This is a genomic window from Campylobacter sp. US53 (assembly GCF_004378995.1).
GTDB lineage: Bacteria > Campylobacterota > Campylobacteria > Campylobacterales > Campylobacteraceae > Campylobacter_D > Campylobacter_D jejuni.
This window is the reverse complement of sequence record NZ_RYYH01000007.1, coordinates 49,140-65,483: the sequence shown is the minus strand read 5'-3', so window position 1 is coordinate 65,483 and position 16,344 is coordinate 49,140. Positions and strand designations below refer to the sequence as shown.

Genomic DNA, 16,344 nt, shown 5'->3' with positions numbered 1-16,344 from the left:
AAAATAGCAAGATAAAATCTTGCTATTTTATAGCTTTTGCTTGCAAATCAAGAGGTGGTAAATTTTCTATATAAATACTGCGACTTGGGAAAGCAAAAGTTAAGCCATTTTTTTCGATTATACGCATAAACTCAAGCATTAAGCTTTGTCTAGCTTCCCTGAAATCTTTTGCTCCTATTTTTTTGGTATAAAAATAAAGCTCTATATTAATACTACTATCTGCAAATTCGCTTAAAGCCACATAACAAGCATTTTTATAGCCTTCTAAATCGTTAATAGATACAAGATTTTGACGATATTTTGTCGTATGATCACCATATTTTAATGCACTATCCTCATCGTGAGCTACCAAATCACTTGTATCCAAAAATTCTTTCAAATCTTTTACACATTGATCTAATTTTTCAGGAGTAGCATCATAACCAACACCCAAATACATTCTAACATGGCGACCCATGCGTCTTTTACTCCAATTTTTGATATTAGCTCCCATAATAGTTGAATTTGGTAAAAATACGAGACAATTATCAAAAGTTCTAATAGTAGTTTTTCTAAGTCCTATTTCAACTACTGTTCCTTCTATACCTGAAACCTCTACCCAATCTCCTTGATTAAAACTATTATCAAAAAGTAAGAGTATAGAAGCAAAGAAATTTGCAATTATATCTTTCGCTGCTAAAGCAACAGCTAAACCACCAATTCCCAAAGATGCAATAATAGCTGAAATATTAAAACCAAGCTGAGCAAGGATATATAATAAAGCTATGATAATAATAACAAAATATAAAATTTTAATAATTAAATTTACAACTTCTTTTTTTCCGCTTTTTTGAGCAAGCTTAGAAACTAGTACCATTCCATAACCATCAAGCATTTTTAAAATAAGCCATGCAATCAAAACCGCATAAATTATGTGGAAAAAATTACTCAAATTAATACTTAAAGGTGCAGGATAAGTTGCTATAGTAAGACAAATCGAAATAGCATAAACAATCAGAAAAAAACTCACTGGTTTTTTAATATTCTCAATAAAAATAACTTTAATATCATCTACATCATTTTTATTTCTATAAAAAAGCCGAACAAGGAAAAAATATACTATATTTGCAAAAAAACGTCTTAAAGATATAAAAAATACTAAAACCAAAGCAGAAATTACTATTTTTCCGATATTAACAAAACTTACCCCAATTGCCTCATTTATACGATCTATCCAAACTTGAAGCTCAAGTAGTGAAAAAATATAATTACTTTCAAGCAAATCTGCATTTGATCGTAAATACTTAAGAATTTCAGAATAAGAATCTAGAGCGTTACCAATATATCTTTCTTTTAGGGTAATTTTTTCCAATTCTTCTGGATTTGTAATTTTGCTTTTAAAACTATCTAAATTTACACTAGAAGAATTTTGTAAATTTTCCATTGCCTTATCAACAGTAGCAATTAAATCTTCACTACTTGCTGTATTTTTAAAAAGTTTTTCCACTTCAAACAAAGAAGAATAAAAACTTTCCACAATGTTAAAATAAACTAGATTAAGAGTGGCATCTGTATAAATGTAAGGCTTATTAATATTCTTTTTTTGAACATCTAGTAATTTTTCTTTTGCTTTTAAAAATCTAGCCACTGCCTCTTCATTAATCTTTTGTCCTACTATCATATCGGGTATTTTTGCTAAAATAGTCTTTTTGTCTTTTTCAAATTCACTTAAAATACCATTAAAAGTGCTTGAATTTTCATCATTGTTTTTCTTAAATTCTTTAATTTGATTGTTAAGATCAACATATTTTTCAACTAAAGCATAAATTCCTTCATCTTCTTTACTAATATTCGCATCAATAAATTTAAATTCTTGTGCTCCAAGGTATAAAATAAAAAAACATAAACTAAAAATAATTTTTTTCATTGAACTTTCCTATCCTGTATTAAAGTAAAAATTTTTGCTTTAAAATCATACTCATAAATTTCACCTGTCTCTATAATATAATACCAAGCATGTACTTCTATTTTTCCTTCATCTAAAGCTTCTTGCACACCTGGATAAGTAAGTATATTTTGCAAAGAATTTACTAAATTTAATTTTTCTGTAAGCCATGAACGCATAGCCAAATCGTCTCTTGCAAAAATCATCACATCTTTTTTTATCGGATCTAACATGGTAAGCCATTTTTTCACGTTAGGAATTTTATTTAATTCTTCATCAGAATAATAAAGAGCATTACAACCTCCACAATTACTATGGCCACAAACGACGATATTTTTAATATGCAATGAATTTAAAGCATACTCTATTGCTGAAGTTGTCGCCAAGTAATCTTCTCCAACGCGATAAGGTGGAACTATATTTGCAATATTTCGTATTACAAAAAGCTCACCTGGACCCGTATTAGTGATCAAATTTGGAATTACTCTAGAATCAGAACAACCTATAAAAAGAGTATGGGGATTTTGCTTATTTTTTAGACTTTCAAAAAGTTCTTCATGCTCCTTAAAGTCTTCTTGCATAAACTTAATCGCACCGCTAATAAGATTTTCCATAGAACCAACCTGAAACTAAAATCTTGAAATTATAACAAAATTTCAGCAAAGATTTCATTTAAGTATAAGATATTATATAAATTAACTTTTTATTTAGTCTAATATGTTAGATTTCGCTCAAGATTTTAAAAAATCTAACAATTTTGCAAGGAGAATTTTATGAGTCTTTATGATAGAGACTACTCAAGATCAAAAGAATTTGAAAATACACGCTCAAGCGAATTAAGTATTTTTATTAAACAAACTTATCAACTTTTTGCTGCTTCATTATTAGCTGCAACAGTAGGTGCGTATGTAGGAATTTTTGCTTTAGCATCATTTTTTATACAATCACAAGTAACTTTTTGGATCCTTTTTGCTGTTGAAATCGGACTTTTATTTGCTTTGCAATGGAAAAAAAGAGAAGCTCCATTAAATCTTGTTTTACTTTTTGGTTTTACTTTCTGCTCAGGTTTAACGCTTACACCTTTACTTATTTCAGTTTTAGCTCTACCAGCTGGAGGAATTATCATCGCTCAAGCTTTTGCTTTAACAACAGTTGCTTTTGCAGGACTTAGTGTATTTGCTATGAATACAAAAAAAGATTTTACTGTTATGGGTAAAGCTTTATTTATAGTATTGATCGTTATTGTAGCAGCATCTTTACTAAACCTTTTCTTCCAAAGCAGTATAGTTAATCTAGCTATTTCAGCAGTAGCTGCAATATTATTTTCATTTTACATTCTTTATGATACGCAAAATATTATCCGCGGAAATTATGAAACTCCAATCGAAGGTGCAGTAGCACTTTATCTTGATTTTGTTAATCTTTTCGTATCTTTACTTAATATCTTAAGAAGCTTCAATAGCAGATAAGTTTTTGTGGGATTTTTCTCACAAAAACTTTTCAAGTTTCAAAACTTTTCAAGTTTTATTTAGTTAAAATAATCATTTAAAAATTAACTTTATAGGAATTTTCAATGATCACTCTTTTAATCATTTTACAATTTATCATCGTTGTAGTTATTTGTATAGCAGTTTTACTTCAAAAAAGTTCAAGTATAGGACTTGGAGCTTATAGTGGAAGCAATGAAAGTTTATTTGGCGCCAAAGGACCGGCTGGATTTTTGGCAAAATTTACCTTTGTCATGGGAATTTTACTTATTGCAAATACTATTAGTCTTGGTTATTTATACAATAAAGCTAGCAAGGACTCTTTAGCAGAGAAAATTAAAGTAGAAAACAACAACACTACTATTCCAAGTGCTCCTATTGTGCCTGCTACCCCAAACACAAATTCTATCGCTCCAAGTGCACCACAACTTCCAAGCGATGTTAATTCAAGTAAATAATTAAAGGAAATGATAATGCTAAGTGAAATTTTTAACAAACAAAAAACCCAAAGTGAAAAATCTTTAGAAGCCTTAAAAAAAGACTTCACCACTTTAAGAACTGGAAAAGTTAATACCCATATTTTAGATCATATTACAGTGGATTATTATGGAACTCAAACTCCTTTAAATCAAGTAGCAACTGTTTTAGCAAGTGATGCTTCAACTATTAGCATCACTCCTTGGGAAAAACCTTTACTAAAAACCATAGAAAGCGCTATTGCAGCTGCAAATATCGGTGTAAATCCAAATAATGACGGCGAAAGTGTAAAATTATTTTTCCCTCCGATGACTAGAGAGCAAAGAGAAGAAAACGTAAAACAAGCTAAAGCTATGGGTGAAAAGGCAAAAGTTTCTATAAGAAATATACGCAAAGATGCCAACGATGCAGTTAAAAAACTAGAAAAAGATAAGGCAATAAGCGAAGATGAAGCAAAAAAAGCTTATGATGAAGTACAAAAACTTACCGACACCTACACAACAAAAATTGATGAGAGTGTAAAAAGCAAAGAAAGTGAACTTTTAAAGGTTTAACGATGAATTTAGAGCAAATTTATAAAGATTATGGTGCTTATTTAGAAGGGCATTTTTTACTAAGTTCAGGTAAACATTCGCAGTTTTATCTTCAAAGTGCAAAAGTTTTAGAGGACCCAAAATTAGCAGCAAAACTTTGTGATGAACTTGCAAAGATTATTGCAAACTATAAGATAGAATTTGATAGCATTTGTTCTCCTGCTTTAGGTGGAATTTTAGCAGGTTATGAGCTTGCAAGAGCTTGTAGTAAACGTTTTATCTTCACTGAAAGAGTAAATAAAGAAATGACTTTAAGACGTGGTTTTGAGGTAAAAAAGGGTGAAAAATTTATAATTTGTGAAGATATCATTACTACAGGTGGTAGTGCTTTAGAGAGTGCAAAAATCATTGAAAGTTTAGGTGGAATTGTTGTAGGTTTTGCAGCATTGGCAAATCGTGGTTTTTGTGCGGTAGAAAATTTAAAATCTCCAAGAAAAGATAATGCGAAATTACCTGAAAATTTACCACTCTTTACTCTAGGGAATTTTGAATTTGAAATTTACGATGAAACAAATTGTCCGCTTTGTAAAAAAGGGAGTAAGGCTATAAAACCAGGAAGTCGTGGAAATTAAATGAAAACTAAAGCAAAAATTAGCTCTAGATGGCTAAGATTTAGAGCTTTGCTTATAGATATTTTTCTTATTTATGTTCCTATTTTGTATTTATTTTATTTTCTATTGGGCTCTAAAGAAGCTTTTTTAAACAACCATTTTATCACAACTTTATGTACTTTTTTATTTGGTTTGATTCAAGCTATTTTTTTAACAAAAAAGGCACAAAGCCCAGGTCTTAAAGCATATGATTTATATCTTATTGATATAAAAACGGGAAAGAAACTAAGTTTTCTTAGAATTTTACTAAGATATGTGATATTTATTATAAGTTTTGGCTTACTCTTTGGTTTATTTGTCAGTTTTGCAAGAAAAGATCGTTTAAATTTACACGATATTTTAACTCAAAGTTGTATAGCTACCAAAGCATAAAGAAAGGTTAAAAATGCAAAGAAAAAGAATTTACAATCCAAGTTCAAACGAAACTCTAGGAGATCGTAAAGTTTTTGATGGTAACCCACATGGAATTTTAAATTTCACTAAGGCAAAATATACTTGGGCTTTAAAACTTTGGGATTTAATGGAAGCAAATACTTGGTTTCCAAAAGAAGTAGATACAACCAAAGATGCACTTGATTATCGCTGTAATTTAACTGCAGGTGAAAAAAGAATGTATGATTTGGTTTGGAGTCAGCTTATTTCTATGGATAGTTTTCAAACCAATAATTTAGCAGATAATATCAACCCTTACATCACAGCTCCTGAAATCAATGCGGTTTTAGCACGCCAAGCTTATGAAGAGGCAAACCATTCAAAATCTTACGCTGTTATGGTAGAAGCGATTTGCGATAATACAGATTTGATTTATGAAATGGAAAAGCATGATGAAACTTTGCGTGAAAAAAATGACTTTATTTCAAGCATTTATGAAGAATTAGCAGGCGATGTAGATGATAATAAACTTCTTTTAGCTATGGTGGCAAATCAAATTTTAGAAGGAGTATATTTTTATAGCGGTTTTACTGCTATTTACGCACTTGCACGTGCAGGAAAAATGCTAGGTTCAGCACAAATGATCCGCTTTATCCAAAGAGATGAAATCACACATCTTTTATTATTTCAAAATATGATCAATTCAGTACGCAAAGAAAGACCTGATTTGTTCCATGATGAAAATATCAATAAAATTTATGATATGTTTAAAAAAGCCGGAGATCTTGAGATCAAATGGGGTAAATACATCACTCAAAATCAAATCATGGGCTTTACTGATGATATCATAGAAGAATATATCCATTATCTTGTAGATCAAAGATTAAGTGCGATCAATTTAGATAAATTATACAATGCAAAACATCCTATTAAATGGGTAGATGATTTTTCAAAATTTAACGATCAAAAGAGCAATTTCTTTGAAAGTAAAGTAACGAATTATTCTAAGGGTAGCATAAGCTTTGATGACTTCTAAAACTTCTTTAGCCTTGCTTTGTGATTTTTATGAATTTACAATGTCTCAAGGCTATTTCAAAAACAATAAAAAAGATCAAATTTGTTATTTTGATATATTTTTTAGAAAAATTCCAGATTCAGGATCTTTTGCTATTTTTGCAGGTCTTGAAGATATTTTAGACTTTATTGAAAATTTGAGTTTTGATGTAGAAGATATAGAATTTTTAAGAAAACAAGGTATTTTTGATACAGAATTTTTAGATTTTTTAGCTAACTTTAAATTTAAAGGCGAAATTTATGCTATGCGCGAAGGAGAAGTAATTTTTCCAAACGAACCTTTGCTTTGTATTAAAGCTACAACTATAGAAGCACAGCTTTTAGAAACTTTTTTACTTTTAAGTTTAAACCACCAAAGCCTTATTGCTACCAAAACCAATCGTATCGTGCGTGCAGCTAAAGACAGTAAAATTTTAGAATTTGGTTCACGCAGAGCACAAGGAAGTGAAGCAGCCTTGAAAGGAGCAAGAGCAGCTTTTATAGGAGGTTGCATAGGAAGTGCTTGTACTTTAGCAGGAAAAATTTATAATATCCCTATCAATGGGACTATGGCACATTCTTGGGTGCAAATGTTTAAAAATGAATTTGAAGCTTTTAAAGCTTATGTGAAAATTTATCCAAAAAATCCTGTTTTTTTGATCGATACTTATGATTGTTTAAATAGTGGACTTAAAAATGCAATTAAAGTTTTTAAAGAATTTGGTATCCAAGAAGGCGGTGTGAGAATAGATTCTGGAAATTTACTTGAGTTGAGTTTGAAAATCAGACAAGAACTTGATCAAGCAGGACTTCAGAAATGTAAAATCATAGTTTCTAACGCCCTTGATGAATGGAGCATTAAAAAACTCAAAGAACAAAATGCACCTATTGATATCTTTGGTGTAGGCGAAAGATTGATCACTGCTTCAAGCGATCCTATTTTTAGTTGCGTTTATAAACTCGCAGCCTTAGAAGATCAAGGCATAAAACCTAAAATCAAAATCAGCGAAAATAACGAAAAATCAACCCTACCTCATTTTAAAAAGCTTTTTAGGGTTTATGATAAAAACACGCAAAAAATCCTTTTTGATGAGCTTTATGTTTTTGACGAAAACCCAAATCAAGATGAAAATTTAGAACGCAAAGAACTTTTAGAATTAGTCTACAAAGAAAAAAGACTTCTTAAAAAGTCATCTTTAAATACTATTCAAGATTATACAAAAGAGCAAATTTCAAAACTCGATGAGAGTTTTTTAGATCTTGATCGTTTTGTGAAATTTGAAGTAAAACTCTCGCCTAAACTTCAAAATATCACTGAAGATCTTTTAAAAACTCGTTTTTAAAATCCACATAATTTAAAGCGGATTGTTTTAGAAAGCTGACTTCTTCATCGTTTAATTCACGCACAAATTTTGCAGGATTTCCAAGTATTAAAGAGCGTGGCGGAAATTTTTTACCCTTTGTTACAACGCTTCCAGCACCCACTATGCTATCTTCTTCTATCAAAGCATTATCCATGACAACAGCATTCATTCCGATTAAAACACGATTTTTTATCACACAAGCATGGATAACGCAATTATGTCCTATAGTTACATCATCTCCTATTATCGTAGGAAAACCAACGTCTTTTAACTTTCCTTTTTCATCAAACTCCCTATGCCAAACATGTACCGTGCTAAGATCTTGAATATTGGTTCTTTTGCCAATTTTTATAAAATTAACATCGGCTCTTAAAACACAATTAAACCAAATGCTACTTTCATCTCCTATTTCTATTTCTCCTATGATTTTAGCACCCTCTGCAACAAAAACATTTTGACCTAGTTTGGGACTGTGATTTTTAAATTTTATAAGCATTTTTTTCCTTTTTATTTAAGTATAGCTAAGTTTAACTCTATTTCAACTTTTTTAGTTACAATTTTTATTTAAATTTATAGGAGAAGTAATGAACACATTTGAACAAAAAAGATGTCAAAATATGACTGAAGAAATTGCACAAAAAGTTTTTATCAATGAAGAACTTTTTAATGCTTTTTGTCAAATTCCACGTGAAATTTTTTCTCCTTTAAAAGCCCATGCTTATCGCCTTGATGCTTTGCCTTTGGCAAATTCTCAATGGATTAGTTCACCTTTAACTGTAGCTAAAATGACTATGGCTTTAGATTTTAAAAATGCTGATAATATTTTAGAGATAGGTTGTGGAAGCGGCTATCAAGCTGCGATTTTAAGCAAAGTCATAAGGCGTGTTTTTACCATAGAACGCATAGAAAATTTAGCCAAAAAAGCCGCTCAAACTTTCAGAGAATTAGAACTTTTTAATATCAATGTAAAATTTGATGATGGACAAAATGGTTGGAAAAATTATGCTCCTTATGACAGAATTTTATTTTCTGCTTATGCGACACAAATTCCTGAAATTTTACTTGATCAATTAAGCGATGGCGGGATTTTAGTTGCTCCTATTTTACACAATGGCAAACAATTCATCACACGCCTTAGAAAAAATGGCACAAATTTACAAAAAGAAATTTTAGAAGAATGTTTATTTGTGCCTATAGTAGATGGGAAAGAATAAACTTTTTGTACAAAATTTATCAAAAACTCTTTAGAGCCTTTCTTAACTTTTCACTCATTTCATCAATATGTTCTTTTTGCAAAATCAAAGGAGGTAAAAATCTCAAATCATTCTCCCCACAACTTATCAGCAAAAGTGCATTTTCTTGGCATTTTTGAATGACCTTAGCTACTTTTACACTTTTATCAAGACTAAGCCCTTGCATAAACCCTAAGCCTTTGCGTTTTTTACAAAAATCAAATTCTTTAATCAACTCATCTAAACTTTGCTCTAAATAAGGCGTGAGTTTATTGACATTTTCTAAAATTTTTTCTTCTTTAAAAATTTCAAAAACCGCATTCACCCCTGCACAAACCAAAGGATTTCCCCCATAAGTGCTACCATGATCGCCCACTTTTAAAGAATTGCTTGCTACTTTTTGATTTATTACAAAAGCACCTACACTAAGCCCACAACCTAAGGCCTTAGCCGAAGTCATGATATCAGGCAAAATTTGTGCGTGCTCATAGGCAAAAAATTTTCCACTTCTACCCATGCCACATTGAATTTCATCAGCGATTAATAATACATCTTTTTCATCGCAAAGCTTTCTTAAGGCTTTGTAAAAATCTTTATTTGCAGGATTTACTCCACCTTCTCCTTGCACGCTTTCTAAGATAATGGCACAAGTTTTTTCATTCGCCAGTTTTTCAACGCTTGAAATATCATTATATTTTGCAAATTTAACCCCTGAAATTAAAGGTTTAAAAGGCTTTTGATATTTTTCATTAGCAGTAAGCGATAAAGCCCCTAAAGTACGCCCATGAAAAGAATGCTTAAAAGCAATAAATTGTCCACCCTTGATACCTTTGTTAAAGGCGTACTTTCTAGCTGTTTTCATCGCTCCTTCTACGCTTTCTGTGCCAGAATTTGTAAAAAAAACACGCCCTAAAGCACTAGCTTTGGCTAAATTTTTAGCTGCAGCAGCTATGTTTTCATTATAATATAAATTGCTAGTATGTAAAAGTTTATCCACTTGAGCTTTGATTTTAGCATTAAATTTAGCATGATTATATCCTAAAGCACAAACACCTATACCACTTGAAAAATCAAGATATTTTTTAGCCTTATCATCAAAAAGATAAACTCCCTGTCCTTTTTCTAAAACTATATCAAAACGCTTATAAGTAGGGACAATATGACTTTTTTCTTTATAATCCATTTTTCATCCTTTAGCCCACCAAAGTGCCTATACCTTTATCGGTAAAAAACTCAAGCAATAAAGAATGCTTCACGCGTCCATCTAAAATATGCACCTTTGTAACTCCATTTTCACAAGCATCAATGCAAGATTTTAATTTTACATGCATGCCACCTTCTATTTTAGGCGCTAAAATTTTAGCTTGTTCAAGGCTGATTTTAGAAATCAAAGAATTTTTATCATTAAAATCCTCATAAAGCCCTGCAGTATCGGTTAAAAAAGCAAGTTTTTCAGCCCTTAAAGCCTTGGCAATCGCACAAGCTGCGTCATCAGCATTAATATTATAAGTATTAAAATCCTCATCCATGCCAATAGGAGCAATGATAGGTAAAAAATCTTTGTCTAAAAGCTCTTCTAAAATTTTCGAATTTACCTTTTGTATCGTGCCGACAAAAGCTAAATTTTCATCTTTTTTCACACATTCTAAAAGTGCGCCATCTTTACCACAAAGCCCTATGGCTTTAACTCCTAAATTTTGCAAACTATGGACTAAATTTTTATTGATATGATTTAAAACCATGCTTGCTACTTCAGTAGTGGCTTTATCACTAACTCTAAGACCGTTTTTAAACTCACTCTTTACGCCTAATTTTTCACACATAGCAGAAATATCTTTTCCCCCACCATGTACAATGATAGGCTTTAAACCCACGAGTTTTAAAAGAACTATATCTTGCATCACGCAATGCTTTAGCTCTTCATTTTCCATAGCTGATCCGCCGTATTTTATAAGTATAATCTTAGAATTAAATTTGCGTATATAAGGCAAAGCTTCGATTAAGACATTGGCTTTTTCTAAATATTTTTGCATGATCATTCCTTAGGCATTAAAGCTAGTTTGATTATACTCATTTAAAGAAAGATCGTAATAATTCGCATCTTCTCTTAAAGTAAAACCATAATGTTTCCAAAACTCATTGCCTAAATCATTGTTTTTAAAAGCGATTAAGGCGATTTTATTGATTTTTTGAGCTTTTAAGGCCTCAAGACAAAATTTTGTCATCTCGTGTGCTATACCCTTTTTTCTATGATCTTTATGTACACATACATGATAAAATCCCCCTGTGCGCCCATCATGCCCACAAAGTATACTTCCTACAATTTCTTCACCAAGTACTGCTACAACACTAAGATCTGGGTTTCTATCTAAAAAATTTTCTATATTTTCTTTGCTATCATCAATGCTTCTTATCCCAAAACCTTTTATCTCGCACCAAAGCTTATAAACGGCTTCATAATCGTTTTTTTGCATAGCTCGTATTAACATTTTTATCCTTTACAAATTTGCAAAGAATTTAAGTCCTTCATCTTCATCAAAATCAAACATTAAATTCATATTTTGAACAGCTTGTCCTGCTGCACCTTTGATTAAATTATCAATAGCACCAAGCATAATAACACGCTTTGTGCGTTGATCTACACTAAAATTTATATCCGCAAAATTGCTTGATTTAACCCACCGAGTCTGCGGAAGCGACTGCGGCGGTAAAAGCCTTATGAATTTATTGTTTTGATAGTATTTTGTATAAATATCGCGTATATCTTGTTCTTGCAAATTCTCTTTTAAATTTGCATAAGCACTGATTAAAATTCCTCTTTGCATAGGTACAAGATGAGGGGTAAATTGTAGAGTGATTTTCTCTTTGGCCGCATAGCTTAAATGCTCTTCAATTTCAGGAGTATAACGGTGCGAAGCTAAACCATAAGCTTTGATATTTTCATTAACTTCACAAAAAAGATTTTCCACCTTTGCGCTTCTTCCTGCTCCACTTACTCCACTTTTTGCATCAATAATAACTGAGTTAAAATCAATGATCTTTTCTTTAAAAAGCGGATAAAGACTTAAGATAGAACAAGTGGTATAACAACCTGGATTTGCCACTAAACTTGCTTTTTTTATCTCTTCTTTATAAAGCTCACAAAGTCCATAAACCGCATTTTGCAAAAGCTCTTGATTAGGATGAGTGAATTTATACCAAAGCTCATAATCTTTAGGATTTTTAAGACGAAAATCCGCACTTAAATCAATGATTTTCATCTTTTTTAACAAATTCTCATTTAAAAGCTTGGCGCTAAATTCATGCGGAGTAGCCAAAAATAAAAGATCAAGCTCAAGTTCATCTAAATTTTTGTTTTCAAAACATAAATTTAAAAAAGTGTTAGGATAAAGATCTTGATAATTTTGCCCCACGCTAGAACTCGAACCCAAATAAGAAATTTCAACTTTGGGATGATTAAGCAAAATGCGAACAAGCTCATTGCCTGCATAACCACTCGCTCCTAAAATCCCAACTTTTATTTTCATCTTTATCCTTCAAATGTAAAAGCAAGTATTATAAACAAAAAAAGTTAAAATTTTTAACTATTATTCTCTTCAACCTTATCTTTATTGCTCGAAAATCAAAACATCTGAAAAAATAAAATTAATTTAATCATGTAAAAATAAAAAATAATTTTAGCAACAAAAATTTAATTTTTAACTAAAATATAAAGTTGTTCATGAAGATGGATATTACGATTTTTAAGATTGCGAGAAGCTCTAAAAGTATTATATTTTTGCTCTAAAATCCGACATTTTCCAAGAGTACTTAAGTGCTTTAAAAAAATTTCTTTTTTTACAAAACCTTCACAATTATAAGAAAGTAAAATCACTCTTGCTTTTAAATCATTAATAAGTTCAAATAAAGCATCTTGGGCAAATTTTGGCTTATTAAAAGTACTGCGATTCCAATCTTTTGGAATGCCACTAATTTTGGAAATTTCTTCAGGTTTTTTATAATTTGCGATTAAATTTAACATAAAATAATTAGAACTATAAGGGTGCTGATTATAAGGGGGGTCAAGATACACTACATCAAAAAAATCAAGTTCTTTTGCAAGCATGCTTGCATCCTTTTGCATCACTTCAAATTCACAAGAAAAATTTGAAAAAATAGGCATTTTAAGCTTTATTTCTCCTTTAATGCGTTTAAGTGCATTTTGTCCTTCACCACCAAATTTTCCGATACCATCCTTACCCTTATAAAAACCTTTAAAAACTCCACTAGTATTTGAATGCACGCTGGCTTCATAAATTAAAGGGGCTATAAAAAAATGCTTTAATTCTTTTGGAATTTCATTTTCGATTTTTTGCCTTATGGTATCAAGGTATAAAGCATTTTTAAAAGTATAAAAAACCCTTTCATTTTTTTTAATATCATCATCATCTTTTGGAGCATAAAGCTCACTGATAAAACCTTTTTGAAAATCTAAATTTTGGATTAAATTTTTATAATACTTTTTTATATTTTGAAGTAAATCTTTGTCTTTATTAGCAAGATAACATTCATTGATGAGTTTTGAATAATCCTCTAAATCATTGGCTAAAATATAATTTGAGTGCGCTTTTGCAAAACGACTTACAATACCTGAGCCACTAAATATATCACAAAAACTAAATTTATCTTTACCAAGTTCTTTTTTAGCTACCTTAAAGCCCTTATTTAAAAAACTTAAAAGTGCTCTTTTATTTCCAAGATAAGTTATAATTTGCTCTTTTAAAAAAGAAGGATTTTCTTTCAAAATTTAAAACCTTTAAAAGCCTTATCCACAAAAGTGGATTAAGCTTTTTTTGGAGTTACAAGCATATTTACATAACGACCTTCAAAATTCGGCTCTTTGTCACGATTAGCTTCATTTTCTATCATAGTCCAAATTTTTTCAAGCAAAACTACACCCGCTTCAGGAGTTGCCATTTCACGTCCTTTTAAGAACACACGAAATCTCACATGCTTACCTTGTTCTAAAAATTCTAAAGCATGTTTTACCTTGTAATTAATATCATTTTGAGCAATTTTTACAGAAAGTTTGATTTCTTTTATATCAATCACTTTTTGTTTTTTCTTTGCTTCTTTTTGTTTTTTCTCTTGTTGATAACGGAATTTACCATAGTCCATGATCTTGCAAACAGGTGGCTTAGCATCTGCGGCTATCATTACAAGATCAAGTCCTAAACGATTTGCAATTTCTAAAGCTTCATCACTACTGATAATACCATAAACTTTGCCATCATCGCCAACACATCTGATTTCATCCGCTCTTATTTCTTCATTGAGCAATACTTCTTTTTCTTTACTCAAAAGTGTACCTCACTCATTTTCTCCTTAACTAATTTAATAAATTCATCCAAGCTAAGATTTTTTTGTTCTTTAGCTCTTCTATCTCTTAAAGCAACGCTACGCTTTGCCACCTCATCATCACCTAAAACTAAAATCATAGGTAATTTTTGTTTTTCAGCAATACGAATTTTCTTACTTAAGCTCTCATTTTTTTCATACACCTCGCTATCGATATTAAGCTCTAATAATTCTTTTTGAATTTCTTTTGCATAAGCAATATGTGCTTCGCCTATTGGCACTATACCCACCGCAGTTGGTGCGATAAAAAATGGAAACTCACCCGCACAATGCTCGGTTAAAATTCCTATAAATCTTTCAAAAGAACCTAAAATCGCACGATGCAACATTACAGGTTGTTTTTTTTCATTATCACTATCAGTGTATTCAAGTTTAAAACGACTTGGCAGGTTAAAATCTACTTGTATGGTTCCGCATTGCCACTTTCTTTTTAAAGCATCAGTGATTTTAATATCAATCTTTGGCCCATAAAAAGCCCCTCCACCTTCGTCAATACCGTATTTTAAACCTTGTTCATCTAAAGCTTCTTTTAAAGCCTTAGTCGCTACTTCCCAAATTTCATCATCGCCTATGGCTTTTTCAGGTTTAGTTGAAATTTCCATTTCATAGCTAAAATCAAATAATTTCATCAAATTATCCACAAAAGCTAAAATTTCTAAAACCTGATCTTTAATCTGACTTGGCATACAAAAAATATGTGCATCATCTTGAGTGAATTCTCTCACTCTAAAAAGTCCGTGCAAAACCCCACTTTTTTCATGACGATGCACCACGCCATATTCAAAAAATTTCAAAGGCAAATCACGATAACTTCTTACATCACTTTGATAAATTTTAATATGCCCCACACAGTTCATAGGCTTAATGCCATATTCTTGTTCATCAATTTGTGTAAAATACATATTTTCTTTATAGTTTGCATAATGCCCACTGATTTTCCATGCATCTGCTTTTAAAAGTTCAGGCCCACGCACAGGCTCATAACCACGTAAACGATGGATCTTATAAAGCATATGTTCAAGTTTAGATCTAAGTCTTGCACCATTACTCAACCAAATAGGAAGACCTCCTCCAATCTCATCATCAAAAGTAAAAAGCTTAAGCTCTGTTCCAAGCTTTCTATGATCGCGTTTTTTAGCTTCTTCAATAATGGTTAAATACTCTTTTAAACTTTCCTTATCTGCAAAAGCAATTCCATAAATTCGAGTAAGCATTTCTCTTTTTTCATCGCCACCCAAATACGCTCCTGCAACACGAGTGAGTTTAAAAAAGCGTAAAAATTTCGTATTTGGCACATGAGGACCACGACACAAATCTTCAAATTCACCTTGTTTATAAATACTTACAGCTCCATCAGGAATACGCAATAAAACTTCTTGTTTTAAATCATCATTTTGAAATTTAGCCAAAGCTTCGCTTTTTGTGATTTCATATTTTGAAATTTCAATCTTTGCTTCAGCAAGCTCTTTCATCTTTTTTTCAATTTTTACTAAATCTTCTTCGCCGATCTTACTTTCTACACGAAAATCATAATAAAATCCATCTTCTATAACAGGACCAACGAAAAATTTAGCTTCAGGATACAAATTCTTAATCGCCTGTGCCATTAAATGCGCACAAGAATGACGGATTACCTCTAAACTTTCTTTAGAATTATCAAAATAAATTTCTTTTAAATTTGTATTTTTCACACTTTGAGAGTCAATTATTGTCTCATTGTCCAAATACGCAATAACTTCTTTTTCCATATTTTTAACCCTTTGTCGCTCACTTACCCTGTGAGTGTTTATAAAGTTCTAATTTTAACTTTCTAAGACTTAATTATTTTTGAAAT

At 31.0% G+C, this 16,344-nt stretch carries 18 protein-coding genes; 8 read left to right on the top strand and 10 right to left on the bottom strand.

All coding sequences use genetic code 11. The features are described from left to right. Positions 1-22: 22 nt before the first annotated feature. Entirely contained in the window at positions 23-1,906 is a 1,884-nt protein-coding gene (locus ELQ05_RS06425; RefSeq protein ID WP_002861027.1) for a mechanosensitive ion channel family protein, read from the bottom strand. Beyond that, on the bottom strand, positions 1,903-2,538 hold the full coding sequence (locus ELQ05_RS06420) for a carbonic anhydrase (protein WP_002851887.1): 636 nt from the start codon (positions 2,536-2,538) through the stop codon (positions 1,903-1,905). The genes ELQ05_RS06425 and ELQ05_RS06420 overlap by 4 nt, the downstream gene beginning before the upstream one ends. 159 nt (positions 2,539-2,697) lie before the next feature. Between ELQ05_RS06420 and ELQ05_RS06415 the strand changes: the two genes are divergently transcribed. The 7 genes from ELQ05_RS06415 to ELQ05_RS06385 all read left to right on the top strand — a co-directional run bounded on the left by ELQ05_RS06415 (position 2,698) and on the right by ELQ05_RS06385 (position 7,860). Next, on the top strand, positions 2,698-3,393 hold the full coding sequence (locus tag ELQ05_RS06415) for a Bax inhibitor-1/YccA family protein (protein WP_002851668.1): 696 nt from the start codon (positions 2,698-2,700) through the stop codon (positions 3,391-3,393). A gap of 104 nt (positions 3,394-3,497) precedes the next feature. Further along, entirely contained in the window at positions 3,498-3,869 is a 372-nt protein-coding gene (gene secG, locus ELQ05_RS06410; RefSeq protein WP_070316644.1) for a preprotein translocase subunit SecG, read from the top strand. A gap of 9 nt (positions 3,870-3,878) precedes the next feature. Then, the gene (frr, locus tag ELQ05_RS06405; RefSeq protein WP_079460285.1) at positions 3,879-4,442 is read left to right on the top strand and encodes a ribosome recycling factor; all 564 of its coding nucleotides are present in this window, start codon (positions 3,879-3,881) and stop codon (positions 4,440-4,442) included. Positions 4,443-4,444: 2 nt separating this feature from the next. Continuing rightward, positions 4,445-5,053, top strand: coding sequence for an orotate phosphoribosyltransferase (gene pyrE, locus ELQ05_RS06400; protein ID WP_070316645.1), 609 nt, complete (start codon positions 4,445-4,447; stop codon positions 5,051-5,053). Then, entirely contained in the window at positions 5,054-5,464 is a 411-nt protein-coding gene (locus ELQ05_RS06395) for an RDD family protein (RefSeq protein ID WP_070316646.1), read from the top strand. A 13-nt stretch (positions 5,465-5,477) separates the two neighbouring features. Then, on the top strand, positions 5,478-6,500 hold the full coding sequence (locus ELQ05_RS06390) for a ribonucleotide-diphosphate reductase subunit beta (protein ID WP_002851758.1): 1,023 nt from the start codon (positions 5,478-5,480) through the stop codon (positions 6,498-6,500). After that, complete coding sequence (locus ELQ05_RS06385) at positions 6,487-7,860, top strand: nicotinate phosphoribosyltransferase (protein ID WP_079862126.1); 1,374 nt, start codon at positions 6,487-6,489, stop codon at positions 7,858-7,860. Before ELQ05_RS06390 ends, ELQ05_RS06385 begins: the two co-directional genes overlap by 14 nt. On the opposite strand, the gene ELQ05_RS06380 is transcribed toward ELQ05_RS06385, so the two are convergent. Then, positions 7,829-8,377: a gamma carbonic anhydrase family protein gene (locus ELQ05_RS06380; protein ID WP_070316648.1), complete on the bottom strand. Its 549-nt coding sequence runs from the start codon at positions 8,375-8,377 to the stop codon at positions 7,829-7,831. The two genes, ELQ05_RS06385 and ELQ05_RS06380, sit on opposite strands and share 32 nt — an antisense overlap. An 88-nt stretch (positions 8,378-8,465) precedes the next feature. On the opposite strand from ELQ05_RS06380, the gene ELQ05_RS06375 reads away from it, so the two are divergent. Beyond that, entirely contained in the window at positions 8,466-9,095 is a 630-nt protein-coding gene (locus tag ELQ05_RS06375; protein ID WP_070316649.1) for a protein-L-isoaspartate(D-aspartate) O-methyltransferase, read from the top strand. Positions 9,096-9,114: 19 nt separating this feature from the next. Here ELQ05_RS06375 and ELQ05_RS06370 read toward each other — a convergent pair whose 3' ends face one another. From ELQ05_RS06370 to thrS, 7 genes are all read right to left on the bottom strand, one after another. After that, on the bottom strand, positions 9,115-10,296 hold the full coding sequence (locus ELQ05_RS06370) for an aspartate aminotransferase family protein (protein WP_070316650.1): 1,182 nt from the start codon (positions 10,294-10,296) through the stop codon (positions 9,115-9,117). 10 nt (positions 10,297-10,306) lie between these two features. Beyond that, positions 10,307-11,152 (bottom strand): acetylglutamate kinase, encoded by an 846-nt coding sequence (gene argB, locus ELQ05_RS06365; RefSeq protein WP_079862127.1) that lies wholly within the window; start codon positions 11,150-11,152, stop codon positions 10,307-10,309. Positions 11,153-11,155: 3 nt separating this feature from the next. Then, positions 11,156-11,602 carry a GNAT family N-acetyltransferase gene (locus ELQ05_RS06360; protein WP_070316652.1) on the bottom strand — a complete coding sequence of 149 codons (447 nt, stop codon included), beginning with the start codon at positions 11,600-11,602 and terminating at the stop codon, positions 11,156-11,158. Positions 11,603-11,611: 9 nt separating this feature from the next. Next, on the bottom strand, positions 11,612-12,640 hold the full coding sequence (gene argC, locus ELQ05_RS06355) for an N-acetyl-gamma-glutamyl-phosphate reductase (protein WP_134240028.1): 1,029 nt from the start codon (positions 12,638-12,640) through the stop codon (positions 11,612-11,614). Between the two features lie 164 nt (positions 12,641-12,804). Then, positions 12,805-13,896, bottom strand: a complete 1,092-nt coding sequence (locus tag ELQ05_RS06350; protein ID WP_070316654.1) for a DNA adenine methylase — start codon at positions 13,894-13,896, stop codon at positions 12,805-12,807. Positions 13,897-13,934: 38 nt separating this feature from the next. After that, the gene (gene infC, locus ELQ05_RS06345; protein WP_002861015.1) at positions 13,935-14,453 is read right to left on the bottom strand and encodes a translation initiation factor IF-3; all 519 of its coding nucleotides are present in this window, start codon (positions 14,451-14,453) and stop codon (positions 13,935-13,937) included. Continuing rightward, positions 14,450-16,258 carry a threonine--tRNA ligase gene (gene thrS, locus ELQ05_RS06340; protein WP_134240027.1) on the bottom strand — a complete coding sequence of 603 codons (1,809 nt, stop codon included), beginning with the start codon at positions 16,256-16,258 and terminating at the stop codon, positions 14,450-14,452. Before thrS ends, infC begins: the two co-directional genes overlap by 4 nt. Positions 16,259-16,344: the final 86 nt, after the last annotated feature.